Raw genomic sequence first — 24849 nt, forward strand, 5'->3', positions numbered from 1 at the left:
CGCGGAAGCACCAGGTGCTGGAGGCGGGGTTCCGGAAACAGCAGGGGCGGCCACCGGGTTCTCCGGTGGCCGCCCCTTGTGTGCCTCTCAGACGCAGCCGCTAGCCGGCGTCCTCCTGGGCGGCGTCCTTCGCGGACTCCTTGGCGGCCTTCTTCTCGGCGCGTTTGGCCTCCTTGCGGGTCCTGCGCTCGGCCTTGCGCTCGGAGCGCTCGGTCCGGCGCTGGTCCTTCGCGCTGGCCTGCTGCTCGCGCCGGGCCTCCTTCTCCTCGGCCTCGATCTCGGCCTTGACCGCCTGCGCGTAGCGGTCCACGTACTCCTGGCCGGAGAGCTCCATCAGGGCGTACATGATCTCGTCGGTGATGGCACGAAGGACCCGCTGGTCCTTCTCCATGCCGTAGTAACGGGAGAAGTCGAGAGGTTTGCCGAACACCACCTTGGGACGCACGCCCAGCTTGGGAACGGTGCGGCCGGGGGGCATGATCTTCTCGAGGTTGATCATCGCCATCGGGACCACCGGGGCCTTGGCCTCCAGCGCCAGACGGGCCACGCCGGTACGCCCCCGGTACAGCTTGCCGTCGGGGGAGCGGGTGCCCTCGGGGTAGATGCCCAGCAGGTCACCGCGCTTGAGCACACGCAGGCCCGTGCGCAGGGCGGCCTCGCTGGCCTTGCCCCCGGAACGGTCGATCGGGATCTGTCCCACGCCGGTGAAGAAGGCCTTGCTGAGGAACCCCTTCACGCCGGTGCCGGTGAAGTACTCGGCCTTGGCCAGGAACGTGATCTTGCGCGGCAGCGGCAGCGGACCGAAGAAGTGGTCGGAGAACGACAGGTGGTTGCTGACCATGATGGCCGGACCGCGCCGGGGCACGTTCTCCACGCCCTCCGCGCGGGGTTGCCACAACACGGCCAGAACCGGCCCCAGGATCGCCTTGACCACCCAGTAGAACATTGCTTCGGATCACCCCTGCACACGCGGGGAGCACACTGGGCAGGGTCTGCCACGTCTCACTGTCCCGCTCGGCCAACATCGTCCGGAACCCCCACCGCGGATGCGGGAAAGGCTGACAAGCGTCATCTTCCCACCACGTGCGGGTAACCGCCAAAGCGCCCGGAACGGACATGGACGTCCGTCATGTCTGAAGAGGGGCCGCACCGCGGGGGGCACAGTCGAGGATACTCACCACAGGTGGAGCACTTCGCGGCTGACCCGCCCCGCGCCGGGAACCGGAGCCGGGAACACGCCGGGCCCCCACGGGGTTCGGGCAGGGGAACGCTAACGTTCTCTCATGACAAAAGCTCACCCGAGCGACTAGCCTCACGGGCGGGGAAGCCCGCCGGCACCGAATCCCTCCGCCGTACGATCCCGGGAGCAGATCTGTGAGACCGACCAACGCCATCCCCTTGATCCCGGGTGCGGACCCCTTCAGTCACGCGGGTTCAGGCGTCGGCGTCCTGCTCTGCCACGGTTTCACCGGCTCCCCGTACTCGATGCGCCCCTGGGCCGAACACCTGGCGGAGGCCGGTCTCACCGTCGAGCTTCCGCGACTGCCCGGGCACGGCACCACCTGGCAGGACATGGCCACCACCACCAGCGACGACTGGTACTCCGAGGTGGAGGCGGCGCTGCTCGACCTCTCGCGCAGATGCGACGAGGTGTTCGTCATGGGACTGTCCATGGGCGGCGCGCTCACCCTGCGCCTGGCCCAGGAACACCCCGGGATCGTCAAGGGCGTCGTCCTGGTCAACCCCTCCCTGGTGGTGGAGGACCGCAGACTCCCGATCATCGCCCCGATCCGCCTCCTGGCCTCCCGCCTCCTGCCCTCCACCTCGGGAATCGGCAGCGACGTGGCCCTGAACGCGGCCTCCGAGGGCGGGTACGACCGGATCCCCACCGCCGCGGCCGCGACACTCCCGAAGCTGTGGCGCGCAGTTCAGGACGGCATGTCCGGTTTGCGGGCGCCTGTTCTGGCCTACCGGAGCGCACAGGACCACGTTGTGGGACCCGACAGTCTGCGTATCCTCGCTAGGAGAGCGGTCAACACCCGGCTGACGATCCACCTGCTTCACGACAGCTACCACGTGGCGACCCTCGACCATGACGCCGCCACCATCTTCGAAGGAAGCCTTGCGTTCGTGCGCGAGCGCAGTAGAAGCGGGGAAGGAGCCGACCGATGACACAACGTCGGGGCAACGGCCTGCTCGCCGACGCCTATGTTCCCCTGATCCTGCTCGCACCCTCACACGCCGACCTCATGCTGGAGGCGCTCCGCCGCAGCGGGATCGCCGCCTACGCGGTCCCCCTGGAGGAGGACGTGCTGGAGCCCACCGGCGGCCAGGTCGAGGACCCGCCCACCGACCACCTCTACGTCGACGCCGAGGAGCGCAGCGCCGCCGAGCAGGTGCTCGGCTCCGAGCTGCCCGACCTGGGCGACCGTGAACGCGAGGCCGGACCCGACCTGCTGGCCCCGCGCAGCGAGGCCCGGGCGGAGGCCGAGGGCGAGGAACAGGGCCAGGAGGCGTCGGCCGCGCACGAGGGCAACGAGCCCCCGGTCGGCGGTGACCTGCTGGACGGTCCGCCGACCGACGCGGACCCCGGGGCGCCTCCGGCGCGCCCCAGCGCCGAGGACGACGTCTGGAACGACCTGGTCGCCCGCTTCTACGACGACAGCGAGGGGACCGGCGAGCAGCGCGGCCGTGTGGCCTGGCCCGACGCGGAGAACCTCAGCGCCCCGGACGAGCGCCGCACGCGGCTCGGTGACATCCTGGCCAACCTGCCCCGCGACTCCGACGAGGACGACGACGAGGAGTCGCGCGAGGAGGACCGGCGCAGGGCCGAGGCGGAGCTGGAGGGACACTACGAACCCCCGCCCCCGCCGCCCCTGCTCCAGGGCGACCGGGTGGGCATCGCCGCCTGGTTCGGGCTCCTCGGCGGCCCCGTGCTGCTGTTCGGCGCCGCCTTCCTGGGGATCTCGCTGCCCAACTGGATCATGTTCCTGGCCGTCGCGGCCTTCCTGACCAGCTTCGTCGTACTCATCCTGCGGATGACCGACGCCCGTCCACCCGGCGACAGCGGGCCGGACAACGGGGCGGTGGTCTGACCCCTGGGCTTCGACGTCCCCCTCTGGCGCGCCTTCGCCCTCTACCGCGCCGCCGCCCTGGTCTACGCCCTGGTGCTGGTCGTCCAGCACCACGAGCACCTGGCCAGGCCCTGGGTGGCCTGGGCGGTGCTCGTCGTCATGTCCGGCTGGACCGTGCTGACGACCTATGCCTACGCCCGCCCGGCCTGGCGCACCTGGCGCCTGCTCACCGCCGACCTCGCCGTGGCCTTCGGCTGCCTGTTCGCCACCGGCCTGGCCGCCACCCCCTACTACCTCACCCAGTCGCCGCCGCTGAGCTCCTACTGGTTCGCCGGCGCCGCGCTGTCGGCGAGTGTCATCTGGGGCCGGCGCGGTGCCGCCACGGTCGCCCTCGCCTACGGGTTCGCCGACATCGCCCTGCGCGTGGTCATGGACGCCGACGTCACCGCCGCCACCGTCCGGGGCGTCGTGCTGCTCCTGCTGGCCTGCCTGGCCGTGGGCTACATGGCCCGGGTCGCCGAGCAGGCCGAGGAGCGCTTCACCCAGGCGGTGACCCTGGAGGCGCGCATCCGCGAACGCGAACAGCTCGCCCGGTCCATCCACGACTCGGTGCTGCAGGTGCTCGCCCTGGTACGCCGGAGGGGGGAGGAGATCGGGGGAGAGGCGGCGGAACTGGGCCGGACGGCCGGTGAGCAGGAGGTGCGGCTGCGCTCACTGCTCACCAACGGTCTGGGGGCGGTGGTCCCCTCCGGGCCCGACGGCGGGGCCGGGCCGGACCTCCCGGTGGACCTGAGGGACCCGCTGCGCCGCCTGGAGTCCGTACGGGTCTCGGTGTCGGCCCCCGCCACCCCGGTGCTCCTGCCCGGGCGCACGGCCGCCGAGCTGGCCGCCGCGGTGGCCGCCGCGCTGGACAACGTGGAACGGCACTGCCCGCCCGGCACCCGGGCCTGGGTTCTGGTGGAGGACGAGGAGCACGCGGTCACGGTGACCGTGCGCGACGACGGTCCCGGCATGCCGCCCGGCCGTGTGGAAGAGGCCTGTGCGCAGGGCCGCCTCGGGGTCGCCCAGTCCATCCTCGGCCGGATCCGCGACCTCGGTGGCACCACCGGTCTGTACTCGGAGCCGGGTGAGGGCACCGAGATCGAGATGGCCGTCCCGCGGAGCTGAGCCCTGTCAGGAAGGGTCGGCGAACCCGAGTCGGGCGTCCGTCAGCGTCTCTTCGAGGACCCGGACCGCCTTGGGCCCCACCCCGTGCATCGCCGCCAGTTCCTCCCGCGACAGCCCCGCGGCCAGGGCGAGGGTGCCGACCTCGGCCAGGACCAGGGCCCGGGTGGCCGGCCCGGCGCGCTCACGGGAGCGGCGGTCCGGTCCCGGGGCCCTCCTGATGGGAGAAGCGCTCCTCGTTCCAGGGGTCGGCCCGGTTGTGGTACCCGCGCTCCTCCCAGAATCCGCGCCGGTCGCCCACCATGTACTCCACCGACCGCAGCCACTTGACGCTCTTCCACCCGTACAGGTGCGGCACCACCAGGCGCAGCGGGAAACCGTGTTCGGGGGCGAGCGGGGCCCCGTCGCGGTGGGTGGCGAGCAGGACCCCGTCGTCGAGGAAGTCGTCCAGGCGCATGTTGGCGCTGTAGCCGTACTCGCCCCAGGCCATCACGTGTGTGACCTCGGGGGAGGGCGGGGCCTGCAGGACGAGGTCGGCGGCGCGGACCCCGCCCCAGGGGACGTCGGGCACGCTGAACCGCATCACGCAGTGGAAGTCGCGCACCACGTCCGCGCGCGGGAGCCCGCCGAACTCCTCCCAGGTCCACCGGTAGGTGCCCAGGGACTCGGTGGCACCGAACACACGGAAGTCCCAGCGTTCGGGCCGGAAGGTGGGGACCCGGCCGTAGTGCAGCGGTTTGTGCTCGTGCCGGACCGCCTGGCCGGGAGGCAACCGCAGTCGCTGCCCCCCGGTCAGGCCGCCGGCCTCCGTGCCCTCGGACAACCCGTCCCCCATCCCTCGAATCGGTCCCCTCGCCCGGCCGCTTCGGGCCTCTGCGTCCCCCGCCCGCAGGGGAGACGACGGCGTCCTGACATCCTGCCAGGCGCCGGAGAGAGCTAGGTCACTCCCCCCGGTTGTGTGGGGGAGTGCTGACTGTGCGCTATAGTCACAGCCATGCAGCGAAACTTTTGGCGCTTTTATGGCTACCGGCCCCACTCCCCGGTCGCCTGTAAAGCGCTGCGCTGACACAGACGACTTCCAAGGAGCCCCGGGCCGGTATCGGTCCGGGGCTCCTTTGTTTTCGCTCCGGGTCGGGACCGCCCGTCCACGGCGCGAACTCCGCGCGGCTCAGCCACACCATCGACGAACAGGGACAACCCACATGGTCATCGTTATGGCGCCGGGCGCCACCGCCGACAACATCGACGCGCTCGTCGAGCTGGTCACCTCCGCCGGAGGCGAGGCCTACGTGACGCGCGGTGTGAGCCGTACGATCATCGGCCTGGTCGGCGACGTCGAACGCTTCCAGGACCTCGGCCTGGCGGCCAAGCCCGGTGTCAGCGACGTTCTGCGCATCTCGGCCCCGTACAAGCTCGTCAGCCGCGAGAACCACGACAGCCGTACCGTGGTCAGCGTGCGCGGCGTCCCGATCGGCGGCGACAACATGACCGTCATCGCCGGGCCCTGCGCGGTCGAGACCCCCGAGCAGACCCTCGAGGCCGCCCGGATGGCCAAGGCAGCCGGTGCCGCGCTCCTGCGCGGCGGCGCCTACAAGCCCCGTACCTCCCCGTACGCCTTCCAGGGGCTGGGCGAGGAGGGCCTGAAGATTCTCGCCGACGTGCGTGAGAAGACCGGCATGCCCGTCGTCACCGAGGTCGTGGACGCCGCCGACGTCGAGCTCGTCGCCTCCTACGCGGACATGCTCCAGGTCGGCACCCGCAACATGCAGAACTTCGCCCTGCTCCAGGCGGTCGGCGACGCCGGCAAGCCGGTCCTGCTCAAGCGCGGCATGAGCGCCACCATCGAGGAGTGGTTGATGGCCGCCGAGTACATCGCCCAGCGCGGCAACCTCGACATCGTCCTGTGCGAGCGGGGCATCCGCACCTTCGAGAAGTCCACCCGCAACACCCTGGACATCAGTGCCGTCCCGGTGGCGCAGAGCCTGACCCACCTGCCGGTGATCGTGGACCCGTCGCACTCCGGCGGCAAGCGCGAGCTGGTCCTGCCGCTCTCACGCGCGGCCATCGCGATCGGCGCCGACGGCGTGATCGTGGACGTCCACCCCAGCCCGGAGACCGCGCTGTGCGACGGCCCCCAGGCGCTGCTGGAGGAGGACCTGGCCGAGCTCCGGGACCTGGCGGGCACCCTGGCCACCCTGAGCGGGCGCGTCCTCACCCCGGCGCCCGGCCGCGAGCTCGCGGCGCTGTGACGCCCTGAACCCGGCCGCCACCGGCCGTAACGCGACGAAGGTGCCCCGGACGCTCGTGAGCGTCCGGGGCACCTTCGTGCGTCCTGCCGTTTCCGGGCCCCTGTTACAGGGCCGGGGCGGGGACGGCGGCCTTGGCGGTGCTCGGGGTGACGCGCTGGGGCGCGGCCTCACCCAGGAAGCTGGGCTTGTGCAGCTGAGCGCTGGCGACCAGCTGCTCGGCCAGCTCCTCGGCGTCCAGACGCTTCTCGATCTGGCGCAGGTCGGGGATCTTGGCGGCCGTCTCCACCTGCCGCGGCGTGAGCATCGTGCAGCAGTCCTCGTCGGGCAGCTCCGAGATGGCCAGCGTCCCGATCCTGCGGGCCTGGTCCATGATCTCGGTCTTGTCCATACCGATGAGCGGTCGCAGGATCGGCAGGTCCACCGCGTCGTCCAGGGCGGTGAGGTTGGTCATCGTCTGGCTGGAGACCTGACCCAGCGCGTCACCCGTGATCAGGCACTCCGCGTTGAGGTCGTCGGCCAGGGCCTCGGCGGTCTTGAGCATCAGGCGCCGCTGGGCGACGATCTGGAGCCGTTCGATGCCGGAGCTCTTCAGCTGCTGCTGGGCCTTGCCGAAGGGCACCACGAACAGGCGCGAACCCACCTGGTAGCGGTCCAGCTGGCGGACCAGGCTGTACGCCTTGTAGATGGACTCGGGTCCGGTGAAGGGCATACCGGAGAAGTGCAGGAAGTCGACCTTCAGCCCGCGCCGGATCATCCGGTGGGCGGCGACGGGGGAGTCGATGCCGCCTGACATCAGCACCAGCCCGCGCCCGCTCATCCCGGCGGGGAGACCGCCCTGGCCGGGGATGCCGTCGGTGAAGACGAACGCCTCGTCCTTGTCGACCTCGACGTAGAGGGTGTTGTCGGGGCGCTTGAGGTTGACCTTGTAGCCGTGCGCCTCGATGATCTTCGACCCGAGGTACCCGGCCAGCTCGCCGGAGTTCATCTCGAAGCGCTTGTCGCGGCGGCGGGCGCGCACCGCGAAGGTGCCCTCGCGGCCGGCCAGCGAACGCACGCCGATGTCGACGATGGCGTCCAGGTCCTTGGCCACGCGGCGCACCAGGTGCACCCAGACCACGCCCATGACGTTGGCCATGCGGTCGGCGATCTCGGCGACCTCCAGATCGGAGGCTCCGGGCTTGCGCACGATGATCACACCGGCGCCGCGCTGGGACAGGCGGACGTCGCCCAGGTCACGCACGGAGTTCCGGATGTTGTTGTGCAGACGGCGCTCGAACAGCTTGCGGTTGGAGCCCTTGAGAACGATCTCGCCGAGCTTCATGAGCACGCAGAGCTCGCCGAGCCCGGCCTCGGCTCCGACCTCGGTTACGGGGAGCGGCGCGGACTCCAGCGACGCGGACATGGTGCTACCTCCGGAGGATGTTGCCTGGGGTTTCCTGATGGAACGATGCCTTCCAGTATCGAACAATCCCCGGACCGCTCCGTCCATTCCCGTTTTCGGGTTCGGCTTGCCCGGTGAGACCCCGGACACGGCCGGGACGGAGGCGGGTCGGCTCGGAGGCGGGTCGGCTTGGAGGCGGCGATCGGGGACGGCGCGGCGAAAGCAGCGCGGCCCCTCCCCGGGGCGGGGAGGGGCCGCGACCGCGGGTCCGGGACTAGCCGAAGAAGACCTCGGCCTCTTCGTAGCGCTCCGCGGGGACGGTCTTGAGGGTGTCGGTGGCCTCGGCCAGGTCCACGCGCACGATGTCGGTGCCCTGGAGGCCGACCATCTTGCCGAAGGACTTGTCGTGGACGGCGTCGATGGCGTTCACGCCCAGGCGGGTGGCGAGCACCCGGTCGAAGGCGGTGGGGGTGCCGCCGCGCTGGACGTGGCCCAGCACCACCGAGCGGGCCTCCTTGCCGGTGCGCTTCTCGATCTCCTCGGCCAGGGTCTGGCCGATACCGCCCAGGCGCACGTGGCCGAAGGAGTCCTTCTCACCGGTGGCCAGCTCCAGCTGCCCCTCCTTGGCGTGGGCGCCCTCGGCGACCACGATGATGGGCGCGTACTGGGTCTCGAAGCGGCTCTCGACGTGGCGGACGACCTCGTCCATGTCGAACGGGCGCTCGGGGATCAGGATGACGTTGGCGCCGGCGGCCATGCCCGAGTGCAGGGCGATCCACCCGGCGTGGCGGCCCATGACCTCCACGACGAGGGCGCGGTGGTGCGACTCCGCCGTCGTGTGCAGGCGGTCGATCGCCTCCATGGCGATGTTGACCGCGGTGTCGAAGCCGAACGTGTAGTCCGTGGCGTTGAGGTCGTTGTCGATGGTCTTGGGCACGCCCACCACGTTGACGCCGCGGTCGTGCAGCTGGCGGGCCACGCCGAGGGTGTCCTCGCCGCCGATGGCGACCAGGGCGTCCACGCCCAGCCCGGCCATGTTGTCCTTGACCCGCTCGACACCGCCCTCGATCTTCATCAGGTTGGTGCGGGAGGAGCCCAGGATCGTGCCGCCGCGCGGGAGGATGCCGCGCACCGCGCTGACGTCCAGCGGCATGGTGTCGCCCTCCAGGGGGCCGCGCCAGCCGTCCCGGAAACCGATGAACTCGTACCCGTAGTCCTTGATGCCCTTGCGGACCACGGCGCGGATGACCGCGTTCAGACCAGGGCAGTCTCCACCGCCGGTCAGCACCCCGACTCGCATACGAATTCTCCTCGACGTTGTGGTTGTTCACGGCGCAAGGCGCCATATGGTCTAGACCATAGTGGGCAGGGGGAGCCCAGGCCAACCCCTGCGGAAAGAACCTTGCCGAAACTCCGGACTTTCTGACAGCCGGCTTTCCGTAATACCCCGGGGCCCGGCACCGGGGCCGTCGTGTCGCGGACGCGGCCGACAGGGCCGGAGGGGACGCTCCGCAGGGATCATTCGTCCAGGCCCTGGTCGATGGCGTAGCGCACCAGTTCCACGCGGTTGTGCAGGTGCAGTTTGGTCAGGGTGTTCTGGACGTGGTTCTGGACCGTGCGGTGGGAGATGGTGAGGCGGCGCGCGATCTGCTTGTACGCGAGCCCTTTGGCGACCAGCCGCAGCACCTCGGTCTCACGGGGGGTCAGCACGGGGGCCGTGTCGGCCTCGGCGGGGGACCGGTCGCCCCCGGCCGACAGCCGCCGGTACTCGCCGAGCACCAGACCGGCCAGCCCGGGGGTGTAGACCGCCTCGCCGGCGTGGACCCGCCGGACGGCGTCCAGGAGCTCCTCCCGCCCGGCCGACTTCACGAGGTAGCCGGTGGCCCCGGCCTTCACCGCGGCCAGCACGTCGTCGCTCTCCCCGCTGGCCGACAGCACCAGGACCCGGGGCGGTTCGGGCAGCGCCACCAGGGCCGCGGTCAGCTCCACCCCGCCGGTGTCGGGCAGGTGCAGGTCCACCACGGCCAGGGTGGGCCGGGCGGCGGGAGCGATCCGCAGCGCCTTGGCGCCGTCGCCCGCGGTCCCCACCACCTGCAGGCCCGCCTCCTCCAGGTCGCGCGCCACCGCGTCCCGCCACATGGGATGGTCGTCCACCACCAGGACCCGGATGCCGTCGCCGTTCGTCTCGCCGCTCATGCCGCTGACCATAGCGCGCGGCTCCCCTCCCGCACAGGGGAAGGGAGCCGCAGCTGCCCGGTCGGCCTCGGGCGACCAGCCGCCGGGTCAGTCGTTGCCCCGGCCGTTCCCGTTGCCCCGGCCGTTCCCGTTGTCGTCGTCATCGTCGTCGATGTCGCCCAGATCGATCCCGGCGGGTGTGGCGGTGAGCTTGATCTTGGTGCCCTCCGGCGCGGTACCGGTGTGTGACTGGTGGGAGATGGTCCGGCCGCCCAGGATCCGGTCCACCTCGACCTCGAACCCGGCGTCCTCCAGGGCCTTGCGGGCGTCCTTGATGTAGTCGCCGACCACGTCCGGGATCTCGATCTCGGGCGGGCCGCTGGAGACGGTCAGGGTGACCTCGGCACCGGGGCCGACGTTGGTGCCGGTGTCGGGGCTCTGGCTGATCACCGTGCCCTCCGCGATGCTCTCGCTCTCCTCCTCGACGACCTTGGCCACGAGCCCCAGGTCGTCGAGGGCCTGCTCGGCGTCCTCCAGCTCCTCGCCGGCCAGGCTGGGCACGGGGATGCCGCTGCTGATGGTGAGCGTCACCGTCCCCTCCCGGTCGGCCTGCTCACCCGCCCCGGGGACGGTGGCCAGGACCTCGCCCGGGTCGTTGTCCGGGGAGTCCTGCTTCTCCTGGACGATGCTGTCCTCGTCGAAGCCGAGGTCCTCCAGGTCCTTGAGGGCGTTGGCCTCGTCCGCGCCGACCAGGTCGGGCATGGACACCTCCTGCGGACCCTTGGACAGCAGCACCGTCACCTGGTCGCCGGGGGAGAGGCGCTCGCCGACGTCGGGGTCGGTGCCGCCGACCTCGCCGACGGCCACGTCGTCGCTGTAGACGGTGTCCTCGGACAGTTCGAAGACGAGCCCGGCGCCGCGGATCTGCTCACTGGCGGCCTCGGGGCCCAGCCCCACCACGTCCGGGACGGGCTCGAACCGGCCGATGAGGAACCACCAGCCCACCACGCCCACGACCAGGGCCATGACGGCCGCGCCGACCACCAGGAGGCGGTTGCGTGAGAACCACGAGCCGCCCCCCGCGGGGTAATCGTCGTCGTAGTCGTCGTAGTCGCCGCGCCCCAGGTCGGCGCCGTTCATGTCGACGACCATGGTGGCGTTCTCGGTGCCGGGGCCGGCGCCCCCGGCGATCAGCTGGGGTGCGGTCATGGTGGCCGCGGAGTTGGCCTGCGGCGCCACGGGGGCCAGCGGGGCGGACGAGCCCGTGACGGTGTCCGGCAGGGTCCGCAGCACATCCAGGACCTTGGCCAGGTACTGGCCGGCGTTGCTCGGCCGGTACCGGGGGTCGCGCTCGGTGGCCTTGGTGACCAGCGCGTCCACCTCGGGCGGCAGGTTGGGCAGGAAGTGCGAGGGCCGCGGGACGTCCTCGTTCACGTGCTGGTAGGCGATCGCGATCGGCGTCTCGCCCGTGTGCGGCTGGCCGCCGGTGAGCAGCTCGTAGAGCATGATGCCCGCGGCGTAGACGTCGCTGCGCGCGTCGGCCACGCCCCTCTCGATCTGCTCGGGGGCCAGGTAGGCGGCGGTGCCCATGAGCGTGCCGGTGCGGGTCAGGCCCTGGTTGGACTGCTCCACGGCGCGGGCCAGACCGAAGTCGGCCACCTTGACCCGGCCGTCCTTGCTGATGAGGACGTTCTCGGGCTTGACGTCGCGGTGGACCATGCCGGCCTGGTGGGCGGCGCCCAGCGCGGCCAGTACCGAGGCCATGAAGTTCAGGGCCTGTTTCGGGGCCAGCCGACCGTGGTCCTTGAGCAGGTCGCGCAGGGTCTGGCCGGGGACGTACTCCATGGCCAGGAAGACGTGTCCCTGGTCCTCGCCCTGGTCGAAGACCTGCACGACGTTGGGGTGGGAGAGCTTGGCGACCGAGTGGGCCTCGTTGATGAAGCGCTGGACGAAGGTGGGGTCCTGGGCCAGGGAGGGGTGCATGACCTTCAGGGCCAGCCGCCGGTCCAGCCTCAGGTCGTGGGCGACGTAGACCGTCGCCATGCCGCCACCGGCGATCCTTGACTCGACGAAGTAGCGACGGTCCAGCGTCGCGCCTACTAGCGGGTCTGAAGTCGTCATGTCCACGGCGGAGTAGTGTCCTTGCTGCGGGGAGCGCGGGCGTTCGCGGCCGGTGGCGCGTACCCGACACCTGGTGTCGAACCGACACGATAGCGGAAACCGGTGTCAGGTCTGCCCCGCGGTTCACGGTCGCGGCGCCCCTGTGTCCAACGGCGTGGAAGCCGACATGCGAGTCGGTGCGGGACGTTCGCGCCTGGGCGGTCTGTCGGTGCGGTGCCGTCCGGCGGCACGCACACCCCACCCACGGTAAGGGACGGGACCAAACCCGGCCGTGGCGCTTTTCCCGCTCGGTGCCCGCCACGGCCCCCCACCTCCGCGAACTCCCGCGCCCGCTCCGGGTCAGACCACGTCGGGGCTGGAGGCCCGGGCGTGTCGGCGGATCGGGATGCGGCCGGCCAACCGGGCTCCGCGCCCGGCCCGGACGGCGTCGCGCATCGCCGCGGCCATGCGCACCGGCTCCTGGGCGCGGGTCACGGCCGTGGCCAACAACACCGCGTCGCACCCCAGTTCCATCGCCAGGGCGGCGTCACTGGCGGTGCCGATCCCCGCGTCCACGATCACCGGGACACCGGCCTGTTCGACGATCAGTTCCAGGTTGTGCGGGTTGCGGATGCCCAGCCCGGAGCCGATCGGCGCGGCCAGCGGCATGACGGCGGCGCAGCCCAGCTGCTCCAGGCGGCGCGCCAGTACGGGGTCGTCGTTGGTGTAGGGCAGGACGGTGAACCCGTCGTCGACCAGGGCCTCGGCGGCGTCCAGCAGCTCCACGGGGTCGGGCAGGAGGGTGTGCTCGTCGGCGACCACCTCCAGCTTCACCCAGTCGGTGCCCAGGGCCTCGCGGCCGAGCCGGGCGGTGCGCACGGCGTCGGTCGCGGTGAAGCAGCCGGCGGTGTTGGGCAGCGGACGGATCCGGTTGCGCTCCAGGACGTCCCACACCGACCCCTGGGTGCCCGGGGTGATCCGGCGCATGGCCACGGTGGTGAGTTCGGTCTCCGAGGCCAGGAGGGCCTCCTCCAGGACCTCCAGGGAGGGCGCTCCGCCGGTCCCGGTGATCAGGCGCGAGCCGAAGGAGACACCGGCGATGACGAGCGGGTCGTCGAGGACGGGGGCCGGGGTCGTCTCGGTCACGGTGTTCCGGGATGTCACGGTGTTCTGGGACATGGTTCAGCCTCCCTGTACTGCGGTGAGTACGTCCACGCGGTCGCCCGCGGCCAGCGCGGTGTGCGCCCACGCGGTGCGGCGCACCACCTCGTCGTTGACCGCGACCGCGATCCCACCGCGGATCTCGCCGTCCCCGGCGGAGGTCAGGTCGCGCACGACCGCCTCCACCGTGGTCGCCGAGGACTCCTGCGCCTGGCCGTTGATGATCAGTTCCACTGCCTCTCCCACTTCTCCGGCTCCTTCCACGTCTACTCCCACGCCCGCCTGTCGGCCGCGAACCGGCGCGCGTACGCGGGCAGCGCTCCGGTGGTGAGGGCCTCGGCCATGACCTCTCCGGTCACCGGTGCCAGCAGCACCCCGTGCCGGAAGTGCCCGGCGGCCAGGTGCAGGCCGGGGACCCGGGTGGGCCCCAGCAGGGGTTCGTTGTCGGGCGAGCCCGGACGCAGTCCCACGCAGGTCTCGGTGACCTCCAGCTCGCTCACCCCCGGTACGAGTTCGCGCGCGTCCCGCAGGACCTGCCAGAGCCCGCCCACGGTGAGGGAGGTGTCGTGGCCCAGTTCCTCCTGGGTCGCGCCCACGATCACCTCGCCGTCGGCCCGGGGCACGAGGTAGACGGGGAACCCGCGGACCAGGCCGCGCACGGTGCGGTTGACCAGCGGCGGTTCACCGTCGGGTACCCGGGCGCGCAGCAGCTGCCCCTTGACCGGGCGCAGCGGGGGCACCACCGGCTCGGGCACCTCGACGGCGTCGCCCCAGCAGCCCGCGGACAGCACCACCTGGTGGGCCGACAGCACGGAACCGTCGGCCAGCCGCACACCCAGGCGGGCGCCGTCCGGGCCGGGGGAGGTGACCTCCTCCGCGTAGCCGCGGACCTCGCGCACCCCGGCCCGCTCCCCGGCGCGTGCCAGCGCCAGGAGCAGGCGGCGCGGGTCCACGGAGTGGTCCTCGGGGGCGAGCACGCCGCCGCGCACGCCGGGCGCGAGTGTGGGTTCGAGGCGTCGGCACCCACGGCTGGTCAGCCGTTCAGTGGCGATGCCCAGGCGTTCCTGGAGGGCGTGCAGGTCGGTGAGGACCGCCAGGTCGTCGCGGTCGAAGGCGACCAGGAGCGTCCCGGTGCGCCGGTGGCCGACGTCGACACCCGAGACCTCCTGCAGTTCGGTGACGAAGTCGTCGTACAGGCGCGCCGAGCGCACGCCGAACTCCATCAGCTCCTCCTCACCGAACACCGCCTCGGTGGCGGGGGTGAGCATGCCCGCGGCGACGGTGGAGGACGCGCGGGCTGCGGAGGGCTCGGTGACGGGGTCGGGTTCGACCAGGGTGACGGCGAGGCCGCGCTGGGCGGCCCGCCAGGCGGTGACCCGCCCGATGACCCCGCCGCCGATCACGACGACGGTATTGGTAGGACGAATCTTCTCGTGAGGGGGAACGTCGAAGGTGCGCACGGCGCCGTGTTCCACTCCCTTCGCCGGCATGATCCGGATCAGGTTCGTGCGGTCGGAGGCGGTGAGCCTCCCTCTCAGCCGGGTCCACCCGGCTCCCGCGGGACGTGTCTGTTCGGTTCCCCATCCTAGGACAGCGTGTCCAGGGGCGGAGTGGCGGGGATCTCCGGGGCGGAGGAGCCCCCACGCCGCCGGATGGTCTCCGGGGCACGGCCGGGTGTGGCAGATTGGTGAGGTGACACAAAGCGATCGTGAACTCGACGAACTCGTCGGCGAATGGCTGACCCTGCGTGAGGCGGCCGTGCCGCTGGGCGTGAGCCCCAACCGGATCAAGACCCTCATCCGCGAGAACCGCCTGATGGGCGTGGTCCGGGGCGGAGAGCTCTGCATCCCCGCCGCCTTCCTGGACGGCCCGGACCTGGTCAAGGGCCTCTCGGGCACCATCGTGCTGCTCGCCGACGCCGGTTTCTCCACCGAGGAGGCCCTGCGTTGGCTGTTCACCCCGGACGACACCCTGCCGGGCACGCCGATCCAGGCCATGCACGAGAACCGGGGCACCGAGGTGCGCCGCCGGGCCCAGAGCATGGCCTTCTAGGGGCCCGCCCGGCCCGGACCGCTCCGCCGAGCACGCACTAGGGTGGGGCGGGTGAGGACCAGCCACGGAACCAGCCTGCGCAAGCGCCTGGACGCATCCCTTCTGTACCTGTGCACCGACGCCCGGACCGGGCGCGGTGATCTCGCGGAGTTCGCGGACGCCGCCCTGGCCGGAGGGGTGGACGTCATCCAGCTCCGGGACAAGGGCCTGGAGGCGCGCCAGGAGCTGGCCGCCCTCGAGGTCCTCCGGGAGGCCTGTGAGCGCCACGGAGCCCTGCTCGCGGTCAACGACCGCGCGGACATCGCCCGTGCGGTGCGCGCCGACGTCCTGCACCTGGGCCAGTGCGACCTGCCGGTGCCCATGGCCCGCGACATCATCGGCGCCGACCCGGTCATCGGCCGGTCCAACAACGATCCCGAGGCGGCCGCGCTCTCCGCGGAGGAGCCCGGGACCGACTACTTCTGCGTGGGCCCGACCTGGGCGACCCCGACCAAGCCGGGCCGTCCGGCGGCCGGGCTCGGGCTGGTGGAGCGGACCGCGGCGCTGGGCACCGACCGGCCGTGGTTCGCGATCGGCGGTATCGACCTCGACAACGTGGACCGGGTGCTGAGCGCCGGAGCCACCAGGGTGGTCGTGGTGCGCGCGATCACCGAGGCGGAGGACCCGCGTGCCGCGTCCGCCGCGTTCAAGGCGAAGCTGACCGCCCGCCCGGCCACCGCCTGAGGCCTCCGGCGGAACGCCGGAACGGCCCCGGAACCCCCTGAGGGTCCCGGGGCCGTTCCGTGTGTGCCGCCGCCCCTGCGGGAGGCCGCCCTCGGGGCGACGGCACGTTCCGGGCCCCGGTCGGTCCGGGGCGGCTCAGAGCCGTTCGACGACCATGGCGTTGGCCAGCCCGCCCGCCTCGCACATCACCTGGAGCCCGAAGCGGCCGCCGTGTTCGTGCAGGCCGTGGGTGAGGGTGGTGGCCAGGCGGGCGCCGCTGGCACCGAGCGGGTGGCCGATCGCGATGGCCCCGCCGTTGGCGTTCACCCGCGACAGGTCCGCGCCCAGCTCGTCGGCCCAAGCCAGCACCACGGGGGAGAAGGCCTCGTTGACCTCGAACAGGTCGATGTCGGACACGGCCAGGCCCGCGCGGGCCAGGAGCTTCTCGGTGGCGGGGATGATCGCGGTGAGCATGTACAGCGGGTCGTCGGCGGCCACCGCGAAGGAGTGGAACCGGGCGAGCGGGGTCAGCCCCAGCTCCTCGGCCCGGGTCCGGCTCATCACCAGCACGGCCGCGCTGCCGTCGCTGAGAGGGCTGGCGTTGGCCGCGGTCACCCGCCAGTCGATCTCGGGGAAGCGGCGCCCCGTCGCCTCGTCGAAGTAGGCGGGGCGAAGCCGGGCCAGGGTCTCCAGGTCACCGCCCTCGCGGACGCCCTCGTCCCGGTCGAGCCCGTTGAGCGGCGCGAGCTGGGTGTCGAAGGCTCCCCGTGCGGTGGCCTCCGCGGCCCTGGCGTGGCTGGTCAGCGCGAACTCGTCCAGACGGGTGCGGGACAGGTCCCACTTGGCGGCGATGAGTTCCGCCGAGATCCCCTGGCCGACCCACCCCTCCGGGTAGCGGGCGCGGAACCCCTCGCCCAGGGGGTCGTCGGAGCCGACCAGGTTGGCCCCCATCGGCACCCGGCCCATGGACTCCACCCCGGCGGCCACGACCACGTCGTAGGCGCCCGACATCACGCCCTGTGCGGCGAAGTGCAGCGACTGCTGGCTGCTTCCGCACTGGCGGTCCACGCTCACCCCCGGCACGGACTCGGGGTACCCGGCGGCGAGCAGGGCCCTTCGGGTGATGTTGAAGGCCTGTTCGCCGACCTGGGTGACCACCCCGCCGATGACGTCGTCGATCACGGCCGGGTCGATCCCGGTGCGGTCCACGAGCGCGCGCAGACTGTGCGCGAGCAGGTCCACGGAGTTGACGTCGTGCAGTGCCCCGTCCGGCTTGCCCCGGCCCACGGGTGTGCGGACCGCGTCCACGATGACGGCTTCGATCATGACTGCCCCTCCCTGGGGTGCTGGCGTGTGCTGACTATATATCTCCATAGTCAGCTTGACCAGAGCGGGGTTCGGTCCGAGAGGGGAGGGGCGGGCCCGGTGCTGCTCAGCGACGTCCGGCCCGGTGGAACAGCCACTGGGGCCGCCCGGGCCTGAGCGCCCGGGCGGCGAGAGCACGCTTCGTCAGGGCACCAGGAGCACCTTGCCGAGCACCCGGCGCCCCTCGAGGGCGGCGTGCGCCTCGGCGGCCCGCTCCAGCGGCAGCGTCAGCCCCACGTGCGGCCGCACCCGCCCGGCCCTGCCCTCCTCCATGGCCAGCCGGGCCAGGTCCCATCGGCTCGTTCCGTCCGCGCCTTCCAGGTCGAACAGCCCCAGGGAAGTGATCCCGCGGCGCTCGGCCTCCGCCTCGTCGGCTTCGGCGAATTCCCCGCTGGAGGTCCCGTAGCTGATGAACCGGCCGCCGTCGGCGGTGGCGGCGAAGGCGGCCGTGCCCAGTGCTCCGCCGGCGCCGTCGATCACCACGTCCGCCCCGCGGCCGGTGATCCCGACGACCCGCTCCACCCAGCCGGGTTCGGAGTAGTCGACCGTCTCCTCCGCGCCCAGCTTCCGGGCCAGGGCCAGCTTCTCCGGGCCCCTGGCCGCGCCGATCACCCGCGCCCCCGCGAGGCGGGCGAGCTGCACGACCAGGCTGCCCGCGCCCCCGGTGGCGGCCAGCACCAGGACCCAGGAGTCCGGGGTGAACCGTGCAGCCCGTTCGAGCATGAGGGCGGTGGACCCGTCGGTCATCAGGGCGAGGGCTTCGTGGGCGTCCACCCCTTCGGGCACCCTGAGGAGCGAGTCCTCGTGGACCACCGCCCGTTCCGCGTAGCCGTCGACCGGCAGGTTGCCCTTGCCGTCGCCGCCCTCGGGCCTGCCCGTCTCCCCGACGACCTCCAGGCCCATCCAGGCCGGGTCCGCTCCCGGGCCCACTCCGACGACCCTGCCCGACACGCCCCCGCCGGGCACGTACGGAGGGGCGACCGGGAAGTGGTCCGTGGCCCAGCCGGAACGGACGAGGGTGTCCAGGTACATGACGTTGGCGCCGGTCACCTCCAACAGAACCTCTCCGGGGCCGGGTTCCGGGTCGGGCAGCTCCCGGGCCACCAGTACCTCGGGTCCGCCGAACTCGTCCACTCGTACCGCGCGCATCTTCACCACACTCCGTTTCGGGGGCCGTTCCCCCAGAACCCAGAGTGCTTCCTCAACTAATGTTCAGGTCAAGGGGCGGGGCCGAAAAAGACAGAACCGCCGCGCGCGGGCACGGCGGTGGCGAAGGCAAGGGACGCGGTCAGACCGCGACGTGGGAGAGCGCGCTCGGATGGCGGCGCAGGAAACCCTCTATGGACTGTGCCGGATGCCCGGTCAGCTTCGGGACGGTGGGCGCGACCGTGTCCATCTCCCCGGCCGCGATCGCCGCGTACGAGGAGGCCCAGCCCTCGATCTCCCACTCTGCGGCCCCGGTGCCACGGCGCGACTCCAGCGCTTCCTCCCAGGTCTCGGGCACGTACCGGATGCTCCGGCCGGTCAGCCGGCCCAGCTTCTCCACGGTGGCGCCCACCGACAGGGCCTCGGGCCCGGTCACGTCGTAGGTCGTCTCCTCGGAGGCGGCGACCACCACGGGGTCGGTCAGCACGGCCGTGGCCACGTCCGCCACGTCGTCCCGTGAGACCCACGCGACCCTGCCGTCCCCGGCCGGCCCGCGCACCACGCCCTCGCCGTCCACCCAGTGGGGCAGCAGGTCCAGGTACAGGCTGGGTCTCAGGAACGTGTGCGAGACCCCCGTCGACCGGATGTGCGCCTCCGTGAAGAAGTGCGTACGGGCGAACGTGAACGTGGAGGCCGGGCCCGCGCCGAGGAACGACAGGTACACGATCCTGGACACCCCTGCCCGGACCGCACCGTCCACCGCGCTCAGGTGGGTCTCCACCCGGTCCTCGGACTCGGTCGCCGAGACCAGGAAGAGCGTGTCCACGCCGCGGCAGGCCCGCTCGAAGGCGTCGGTGTCCTCGTAGACCGCCATCGCCGCGCTGCTCTCCGGGTACTCCGGCGCCCGGTTGATGTCACGCACGATGAGGCGCTGCGCCAACCCGAGTCTCGCGATCCGGGCGGCCACACGCCCGCCCAGCGCACCGGTGGCCCCGGTCACCCCTATGGTGTGGTTTGTCATGTGATCGTCGCCCATGAAAACCCATCCTGGGGTACGAGTGGCCGTGGAGCGCTCATCGGCACGCCCCTTTTTGCGCCTGCCGGTCAGGGGGTGGTGCGCTCTTGGGACTCACCCTCCGGAGCCTTCCCGGGAGGGGGACCGGCCGCCCCGGCCGTGCGCCGGTAGGACAGCCTGCGCAGCAGGACCTCCGCCGGCCCGCGCCGGTCCGCGCGCTCCATCGCGTAGGCGGCGGCCACCGTCACCAGCCACACCCCGACCGCGTACAGGAACATCGTCCACGAGGACATGTGCGCGGCCAGCCCCAGACCCCAGGCGGCCAGGACCGGCGCGCACAGCACCGACTGGGCCAGGTAGGCGCTCAGGGAACGCTTCCCGGTGGCGCTCAGAGCGGTCACCACGACCCCCGGGGTCCGACCCCGCTCCTGGAGGCGGTGGGCGATCAGTGCGATCAGCGCGACGTACCCGATCCCGCAGAACAGGCCGGTCAGCATGTGCGGCATGGTCAGCATCTGCCCCTGGGTCGCGGACAGGTCCCACACCCCGATCTGGGCCAGAGCCATCGGCAGGCCGCCGAGCCAGCCGACCGAGATGCCCGTGACCGCCACCACGCGCAGCAGGTTCAGGTGCCGCCCGGGCTCCTCCAGGAAACGGCGGCGCGCGGCCCAGAAGCCGAGCAGGATCGCGGTGGGCACGGCCAGGCCCAGCAGCCCCTGGCCGACGGTGACGAGCGGCCAGGTCGCCACCCGCAGCAGCGCCGCGGAGACCAGGGACGGGTCGCCGATGTTGGCGGCGGTGGCGCTCATGTCGAAACCGCTCGTACCGGCGTCGGCCTCGCCCACGAACGGCAGGGCCAGCAGGCTGAACACGGCCAGCAGCGCCATGAGGCCGGTCAGCACACCGCCCCACACGAGCAGCGTCACGTCCCTGCGCCGGAAGAACAGCCATCCCAGGAGCAGCCCGGCCAGACCGTAGGCGCCGAGCACGTCACCCATCCACAGCAGCAGGGCGTGGAAGAAGCCGAAGGCGATCAGCCACAGGTTGCGGCGGCGCAGCAGCGCATTGACGCTCCGGGCGTCGACGCCGGCCGCCTCCTGGCGCCTGGCCAGCTGCACCATGCCGTAGCCGAACAGGAAGGCGAACATCGGATAGCTGCGCATGTCCACGGCCGCGACGGTGAAGAACTGCGCGGCGCTGTCCAGGGCGCCCCCGGGGTCGGGGTGCATGGTGGCCCCGCTGCTCGGCGCCGCCCACAGGTACCAGACCGAGTTGGCCAGGGCGATGAACAGCAGCATGAAGCCGCGCGCGAGGTCGGGGGCGAGTGCCCGATCGGCCGGGCCGGTCGGTCCGAGCACGGCGGTGTGTCTGGACATGGGAGGGCTCCGATCGAGATCTATCGTGAATGTCGATTCAACTCGGAGCGGGGTGAAGGGCGCAACCCGGAAAGGGCATGGGAAAACCCCCGAAGCAGCCAGGGAAAGCCCCTAGGGGCCTGGAACTTCGGGGGTCTCGGCTCAGCGACGGGAGCTCAGCGGCGGACCGGCCCGGTGGAAGGGGTCAGTGCGAGCGCCGCGTCGCGGCCACGACCAGATCACCGAGCGGGCCGCGGGCGGACTCGTCCAGCTCCGGGCTGTCCAGGGCGGCGACCGCCTGCTCCGCGTACTCGGAGACCATCGTCTCGCACGCGGCCAGGGCACCGGAGGACTCGATCAGGGCGCACATCCACTCCACCGAGTCCACCTCGAGGTCGGGCGCGCCCAGCAGGGACCGGAAGCGCTCGGCGTCGGCCTCGCCGGAGCGGGCGAGCGTCTCGGCCACGACCAGGGTGCGCTTGCCCTCGCGCAGGTCGTCGCCGGCGGGCTTGCCCGTGGTGGACGGGTCGCCGAACACGCCGAGCACGTCGTCGCGCAGCTGGAAGGCGATCCCCAGAGGGATGCCGTAGTCGGTGTAGACACCGGCCAGTTCCTCGTGGCGCCCGGCGAGGGCGGCGCCCAGGTGCAGTGGGCGCTCCACCGTGTACTTCGCCGCCTTGTAACGCATCACCCGCAGGGCCGCCTCGCGGGTGGCCGTGCCCCGGACCTGCTCCAGGGTGTCCAGGTACTGCCCGGCCATCACCTCGGTGCGCATCGCGTCGAAGGGGGCCCGGCCGTCCCGGAGCGTGTTCGGGGAGAAGCCGCTCGCCTGGTACATCTCGTCGGACCAGGCCAGGCACAGGTCGCCGATGAGGATCGCGGCACCCTCGCCGAACCCCTCGCTGTCACCGCTCCAGCCCTGGTCCGCGTGGAGCTTGGCCATGCGCTTGTGCGTGGCGGGGCGTCCGCGCCGGGTGTCGCTGTTGTCGATCACGTCGTCGTGGACCAGCGCGCACGCCTGGAGGAACTCCAGGGAGGCCGCGGCCCGGATCATCCGCTCGTCGCCGACGGCGCCGCCCGCCCCGCGCCATCCCCAGTACGCGAAGGTGGGGCGCAGGCGTTTGCCCCCGGAGACCATCACCTCCAGGGAGTCCATCGCCGGGGCCAGTTCCTCACCGATATCCAGCAGCAGCTCGCGGTGCGAGGCGCAGAAGGAGGTGAGTTCGCGGTCCACCTCGGAACGGATGACGGACGTGGCGGAGGAAGAAGAGGAAGCGGCCATACCCTGCACATTATCGGCTGCCCGCAGGGCGGCGTCCCCGTTCCGGGAGAGTGGTCCCGAGGGATTGAGGAGGGTCCCGTGAGACCACCCCTGTTCATCGTGAGAGACGGATGTCGCGAATAACGCGTTCTTCGTCTCGCATTCTGGAAAACGGAAGGTCACACTGTCATCGGTCTCACAAGGTGGGATGCGGTGTCCGGGTGGGAGGAGGATCTCGCCTAAGGTTGAAGGCATGCTGGCTGCACCGACCCGCCCTGCGGCGCCCCGAACCCCGGCCTCCAAGCCGCGTCATATCCGTGACCTGCTCGACTCGGGCGAGCCGATGTTCTCCTTCGAGTTCTTCCCGCCCCGGACGCCCGCGGCCAACGAACGCCTGTGGCGTGCGATCCGCGAGATCGAGGCCCTGGGCCCGTCCTTCGTCTCCGTGACCTACGGCGCGGGCGGCAGCACCCGGGGCATGACGGTGGAGACCACCGAGCGCATCGCCGCCGACACCACCCTGCTGCCCGTGGCCCACATGACGCTGGTGGACCACTCCGTCGCCGAGCTCCGCCACCTCATCGGCCGCCTGGCCGACGCGGGGGTGTCCAACATGCTGGCGGTGCGGGGGGACCCGCCCGGCGACCCCGACGGCGAGTGGGTCTCCCATCCCGAAGGGCTCACCTACGCCGAGGAGCTGGTCCGGCTCCTCAAGGAGAGCGGCGACTTCTGTGTGGGGGTGGCGGCCTTTCCCTACAAGCACCCCCGGTCCGCCGACGTGGAGACCGACACCGACTACTTCGTGCGCAAGTGCGAGGCGGGCGCGGACTACGCCATCACCCAGATGTTCTTCGACCCCGAGGACTACCTGCGTCTGCGCGACCGGGTGGCCGCCCGCGGCTGTGACGTCCCCCTCCTGCCCGAGGTCTTCCCCGTGGTGCGCACGTCCTTCATCCCGCGTTCGGAGCAGCTGTCGGGGGCACCGTTCCCGCGCGCCCTGGCGGAGAAGTTCGAGAGCTTCGGCGACGACACCGAGGCGGTGCGGGCCTTCGGCATCGAGTACGCCCAGCGCATGTGCGAGCGGCTGCTCGCCGAGGGCGCCCCGGGCATCCACTTCATCACCTCGAACCAGTCCACGGCCACCAGGCAGATCTATCGCGAGATCGCCGGTCCCCGGGTCCGACGAGCGGAAGCCGAGCGGCCATGATCGAGAAGGGCTGGTCGGGGGTGCCGGGGAACGAGAAGGACTCCAGCACCTCGACGAACCCGCACGAGCGGTAGAGGTGGCGCGCCGCGGAGGGCCCCGTACGCGTGGACAGCACCGCGGTGCGCTCCGGCCGCCCCGAGCACAGGGCGTGCAGGAGGGAGCGGCCGATGCCGCGGTTCTGCGCGTCCGGGTGCACGTGGACCTCGGCGATCTCCAGGGGATCGGTGAGGTAGCGGCGCACGTGCCGTGAACGGCCCCGGTCGCGCAGCCCCTCGGTGACGACGTCGTGCCACCACTGCCCCGCGCGGCCGTGGAAAGCGTAGGCGAAACCGACGGGCTGTTCGTCGTTCAACGCCACCACGGACCTGAACCCGGGGTAGGCGGCGTGGCTGCCCATCACCGCGGCCCGCCCGGGGAGCTGCGCGGGCGGCGGACGCATGGCCGCCGCGTAGACCTCCAGGAGCGCGGGGACGGCGTGTGTGAACGCTGGGGGGGCGAGTTCGCGTAACTCGGTGTCGGCTGCCACGTTCCCAGCCTAGGGCTTGGCGGCCCTCGGCGCCGGTCTTCCTGTGCGCCGGACCGAAGGGGCCGGGGTGCGCGCCGCCCCGGCCCTCGTGTGTCTCCTTGACGTCTCCCGGCCGGGGAGTGTTAACTGGTGCGAGTCGAACATCAGTTCGACGAGATCCGCCGGTTCGGCCGGCGGACAGCGGCGCGGCCGGGTCGGGGAGGGGAAGCCCCTGCCCGGCCGCGCTCTTGACGGCACGTACGAAAGCTCTTCGGTCCGGACGAGGGCTCTTCCGCGCACACGAAAGCCGAGCACCCCGAGGGAGGGGAGCCCGGCTTCTGTGTGCGGGGCCGCGTGTGCGGCAGCGGTCCTGCTTCTTAGAAGGCGTCGACGGCGCGACGGGCCTCCGGGTCGAGGACGCCCCAGTTGATGAGCTCCTCGGTCAGGTCCCCGGGGGACTTGTCGTAGATGACCGCGAGTGAGCGCAGGTCCTCCTGGCGGATGGACAGCACTCGCCCGTTGTAGTCGCCCCGCTGACTCTGGATGGTGGCGACGTAGCGGGAGAGCGGCCCGGCCTTCTCCTGCGGGAGCTGCTGCATGCGCTCCAGGTCGATGACCAGCTTGGGTGTCGGGCCCAGCGGGGTGGGTGCGGCGCCGCCGGGCAGCAGCTCCGACATGGGCACCCCGTAGAAGTCGGCCAGCTCGGCCAGCTTCTGCACGGTGACGGCGCGGTCGCCGCGCTCGTAGGAGCCCACCACGACGGCCTTCCAGCGTCCGTGGGACTTCTCCTCCACCCCGTGCAGGGAAAGGCCCTGCTGGGTGCGGATGGCACGCAGTCGCGCACCGAGGGACTTGGCGTATTCGGATGGCATTTTCTTGTCGCTCCCGGCCGTGACGGTGGCTGGCGGAGTGGGGGAGACGTCCGCTCGTACTCGGC

The 24849-nt window shown here is 71.9% G+C and carries 23 protein-coding genes and 1 riboswitch; of the genes, 7 read left to right on the plus strand and 16 right to left on the minus strand.

Annotation, left to right across the window (positions count from 1 at the left end):
• Positions 1-100: 100 nt before the first annotated feature.
• The gene (locus D458_RS0129785; protein ID WP_017590376.1) at positions 101-946 is read right to left on the minus strand and encodes a lysophospholipid acyltransferase family protein; all 846 of its coding nucleotides are present in this window, start codon (positions 944-946) and stop codon (positions 101-103) included.
• Positions 947-1374: 428 nt separating this feature from the next.
• On the opposite strand from D458_RS0129785, the gene D458_RS0129790 reads away from it, so the two are divergent.
• The 3 genes from D458_RS0129790 to macS are packed head-to-tail and all read left to right on the plus strand — an operon-like array spanning position 1375 to position 4241.
• Positions 1375-2172, plus strand: a complete 798-nt coding sequence (locus D458_RS0129790) for an alpha/beta hydrolase (protein ID WP_017590377.1) — start codon at positions 1375-1377, stop codon at positions 2170-2172.
• On the plus strand, positions 2169-3095 hold the full coding sequence (locus D458_RS0129795; protein WP_017590378.1) for a hypothetical protein: 927 nt from the start codon (positions 2169-2171) through the stop codon (positions 3093-3095). The genes D458_RS0129790 and D458_RS0129795 overlap by 4 nt, the downstream gene beginning before the upstream one ends.
• Positions 3096-3098: 3 nt before the next feature.
• The gene (gene macS, locus D458_RS0129800; RefSeq protein ID WP_169556927.1) at positions 3099-4241 is read left to right on the plus strand and encodes a MacS family sensor histidine kinase; all 1143 of its coding nucleotides are present in this window, start codon (positions 3099-3101) and stop codon (positions 4239-4241) included.
• Positions 4242-4422: 181 nt separating this feature from the next.
• Here macS and D458_RS0129810 read toward each other — a convergent pair whose 3' ends face one another.
• A complete protein-coding gene (locus D458_RS0129810) occupies positions 4423-5061 on the minus strand; it encodes a molybdopterin-dependent oxidoreductase (protein ID WP_026119818.1) in 639 nt (212 codons plus the stop codon).
• Between the two features lie 379 nt (positions 5062-5440).
• Between D458_RS0129810 and aroF the strand changes: the two genes are divergently transcribed.
• Positions 5441-6487 (plus strand): 3-deoxy-7-phosphoheptulonate synthase, encoded by a 1047-nt coding sequence (gene aroF / locus D458_RS0129815; protein WP_026119819.1) that lies wholly within the window; start codon positions 5441-5443, stop codon positions 6485-6487.
• 103 nt (positions 6488-6590) lie between these two features.
• Here aroF and thiI read toward each other — a convergent pair whose 3' ends face one another.
• The 7 genes from thiI to thiO form a co-directional block, all read right to left on the minus strand.
• Positions 6591-7889, minus strand: coding sequence for a tRNA uracil 4-sulfurtransferase ThiI (thiI, locus tag D458_RS0129820; RefSeq protein WP_017590382.1), 1299 nt, complete (start codon positions 7887-7889; stop codon positions 6591-6593).
• 253 nt (positions 7890-8142) lie between these two features.
• Positions 8143-9168, minus strand: coding sequence for a 6-phosphofructokinase (locus D458_RS0129825; protein ID WP_017590383.1), 1026 nt, complete (start codon positions 9166-9168; stop codon positions 8143-8145).
• Positions 9169-9386: 218 nt separating this feature from the next.
• Positions 9387-10064 carry a response regulator gene (locus D458_RS0129830; protein ID WP_040702979.1) on the minus strand — a complete coding sequence of 226 codons (678 nt, stop codon included), beginning with the start codon at positions 10062-10064 and terminating at the stop codon, positions 9387-9389.
• An 87-nt stretch (positions 10065-10151) separates the two neighbouring features.
• Complete coding sequence (gene pknB, locus D458_RS0129835; RefSeq protein WP_026119820.1) at positions 10152-12170, minus strand: Stk1 family PASTA domain-containing Ser/Thr kinase; 2019 nt, start codon at positions 12168-12170, stop codon at positions 10152-10154.
• A 333-nt stretch (positions 12171-12503) separates the two neighbouring features.
• On the minus strand, positions 12504-13322 hold the full coding sequence (locus tag D458_RS0129840; protein WP_017590386.1) for a thiazole synthase: 819 nt from the start codon (positions 13320-13322) through the stop codon (positions 12504-12506).
• Positions 13323-13325: 3 nt separating this feature from the next.
• Complete coding sequence (gene thiS, locus D458_RS0129845) at positions 13326-13538, minus strand: sulfur carrier protein ThiS (RefSeq protein WP_017590387.1); 213 nt, start codon at positions 13536-13538, stop codon at positions 13326-13328.
• 32 nt (positions 13539-13570) lie between these two features.
• Positions 13571-14794, minus strand: coding sequence for a glycine oxidase ThiO (gene thiO, locus D458_RS0129850; RefSeq protein ID WP_017590388.1), 1224 nt, complete (start codon positions 14792-14794; stop codon positions 13571-13573).
• Positions 14763-14873: riboswitch (TPP riboswitch) on the minus strand. It overlaps the preceding gene by 32 nt.
• A 123-nt stretch (positions 14874-14996) precedes the next feature.
• Between thiO and D458_RS0129855 the strand changes: the two genes are divergently transcribed.
• Both D458_RS0129855 and thiE read left to right on the plus strand, forming a co-directional pair.
• Positions 14997-15356, plus strand: coding sequence for an Rv2175c family DNA-binding protein (locus D458_RS0129855; protein WP_017590389.1), 360 nt, complete (start codon positions 14997-14999; stop codon positions 15354-15356).
• A gap of 51 nt (positions 15357-15407) precedes the next feature.
• Positions 15408-16079, plus strand: coding sequence for a thiamine phosphate synthase (gene thiE / locus D458_RS0129860; RefSeq protein ID WP_017590390.1), 672 nt, complete (start codon positions 15408-15410; stop codon positions 16077-16079).
• A 135-nt stretch (positions 16080-16214) separates the two neighbouring features.
• Here the strand turns inward: thiE and D458_RS0129865 are convergent, their stop codons facing one another.
• The 5 genes from D458_RS0129865 to D458_RS0129885 form a co-directional block, all read right to left on the minus strand.
• Positions 16215-17384: a thiolase family protein gene (locus tag D458_RS0129865; RefSeq protein ID WP_017590391.1), complete on the minus strand. Its 1170-nt coding sequence runs from the start codon at positions 17382-17384 to the stop codon at positions 16215-16217.
• 183 nt (positions 17385-17567) lie between these two features.
• Positions 17568-18572 carry a zinc-binding dehydrogenase gene (locus D458_RS0129870; protein WP_026119823.1) on the minus strand — a complete coding sequence of 335 codons (1005 nt, stop codon included), beginning with the start codon at positions 18570-18572 and terminating at the stop codon, positions 17568-17570.
• A gap of 139 nt (positions 18573-18711) precedes the next feature.
• The gene (locus D458_RS0129875; RefSeq protein ID WP_026119824.1) at positions 18712-19605 is read right to left on the minus strand and encodes an SDR family oxidoreductase; all 894 of its coding nucleotides are present in this window, start codon (positions 19603-19605) and stop codon (positions 18712-18714) included.
• Positions 19606-19673: 68 nt separating this feature from the next.
• Positions 19674-20960 carry a DUF418 domain-containing protein gene (locus D458_RS0129880; protein ID WP_017590394.1) on the minus strand — a complete coding sequence of 429 codons (1287 nt, stop codon included), beginning with the start codon at positions 20958-20960 and terminating at the stop codon, positions 19674-19676.
• Between the two features lie 184 nt (positions 20961-21144).
• On the minus strand, positions 21145-22221 hold the full coding sequence (locus D458_RS0129885) for a polyprenyl synthetase family protein (protein WP_017590395.1): 1077 nt from the start codon (positions 22219-22221) through the stop codon (positions 21145-21147).
• Between the two features lie 322 nt (positions 22222-22543).
• On the opposite strand from D458_RS0129885, the gene metF reads away from it, so the two are divergent.
• Positions 22544-23407, plus strand: a complete 864-nt coding sequence (gene metF / locus D458_RS0129890; protein WP_017590396.1) for a methylenetetrahydrofolate reductase [NAD(P)H] — start codon at positions 22544-22546, stop codon at positions 23405-23407.
• On the opposite strand, the gene D458_RS35920 is transcribed toward metF, so the two are convergent.
• Both D458_RS35920 and bldD read right to left on the minus strand, forming a co-directional pair.
• Positions 23319-23933 carry a GNAT family N-acetyltransferase gene (locus D458_RS35920; protein WP_193374673.1) on the minus strand — a complete coding sequence of 205 codons (615 nt, stop codon included), beginning with the start codon at positions 23931-23933 and terminating at the stop codon, positions 23319-23321. The two genes, metF and D458_RS35920, sit on opposite strands and share 89 nt — an antisense overlap.
• Before the next feature lie 356 nt (positions 23934-24289).
• Positions 24290-24784 (minus strand): transcriptional regulator BldD, encoded by a 495-nt coding sequence (gene bldD, locus D458_RS0129900; protein ID WP_013154123.1) that lies wholly within the window; start codon positions 24782-24784, stop codon positions 24290-24292.
• Positions 24785-24849 lie beyond the last annotated feature (65 nt).

The organism is Nocardiopsis ganjiahuensis DSM 45031 (assembly GCF_000341085.1).
Lineage (GTDB): Bacteria > Actinomycetota > Actinomycetes > Streptosporangiales > Streptosporangiaceae > Nocardiopsis > Nocardiopsis ganjiahuensis.

Coding starts and splice junctions, on each gene's coding strand:
- aroF (WP_026119819.1), top strand. CDS start 5,441: ATGGTCATCGTTATGGCGCCGGGCGCCACCGCCGACAACATCGACGCG.
- thiO (WP_017590388.1), bottom strand. CDS start 14,794: ATGCCGGCGAAGGGAGTGGAACACGGCGCCGTGCGCACCTTCGACGTT.
- D458_RS0129865 (WP_017590391.1), bottom strand. CDS start 17,384: ATGATCGAAGCCGTCATCGTGGACGCGGTCCGCACACCCGTGGGCCGG.
- D458_RS0129880 (WP_017590394.1), bottom strand. CDS start 20,960: ATGTCCAGACACACCGCCGTGCTCGGACCGACCGGCCCGGCCGATCGG.
- D458_RS0129785 (WP_017590376.1), bottom strand. CDS start 946: ATGTTCTACTGGGTGGTCAAGGCGATCCTGGGGCCGGTTCTGGCCGTG.
- D458_RS0129825 (WP_017590383.1), bottom strand. CDS start 9,168: ATGCGAGTCGGGGTGCTGACCGGCGGTGGAGACTGCCCTGGTCTGAAC.
- D458_RS0129830 (WP_040702979.1), bottom strand. CDS start 10,064: ATGAGCGGCGAGACGAACGGCGACGGCATCCGGGTCCTGGTGGTGGAC.
- D458_RS0129875 (WP_026119824.1), bottom strand. CDS start 19,605: ATGGGCGACGATCACATGACAAACCACACCATAGGGGTGACCGGGGCC.
- bldD (WP_013154123.1), bottom strand. CDS start 24,784: ATGCCATCCGAATACGCCAAGTCCCTCGGTGCGCGACTGCGTGCCATC.
- metF (WP_017590396.1), top strand. CDS start 22,544: ATGTTCTCCTTCGAGTTCTTCCCGCCCCGGACGCCCGCGGCCAACGAA.
- D458_RS0129795 (WP_017590378.1), top strand. CDS start 2,169: ATGACACAACGTCGGGGCAACGGCCTGCTCGCCGACGCCTATGTTCCC.
- thiI (WP_017590382.1), bottom strand. CDS start 7,889: ATGTCCGCGTCGCTGGAGTCCGCGCCGCTCCCCGTAACCGAGGTCGGA.
- D458_RS0129870 (WP_026119823.1), bottom strand. CDS start 18,572: ATGCGCGCGGTACGAGTGGACGAGTTCGGCGGACCCGAGGTACTGGTG.
- D458_RS0129840 (WP_017590386.1), bottom strand. CDS start 13,322: ATGTCCCAGAACACCGTGACATCCCGGAACACCGTGACCGAGACGACC.
- D458_RS0129885 (WP_017590395.1), bottom strand. CDS start 22,221: ATGGCCGCTTCCTCTTCTTCCTCCGCCACGTCCGTCATCCGTTCCGAG.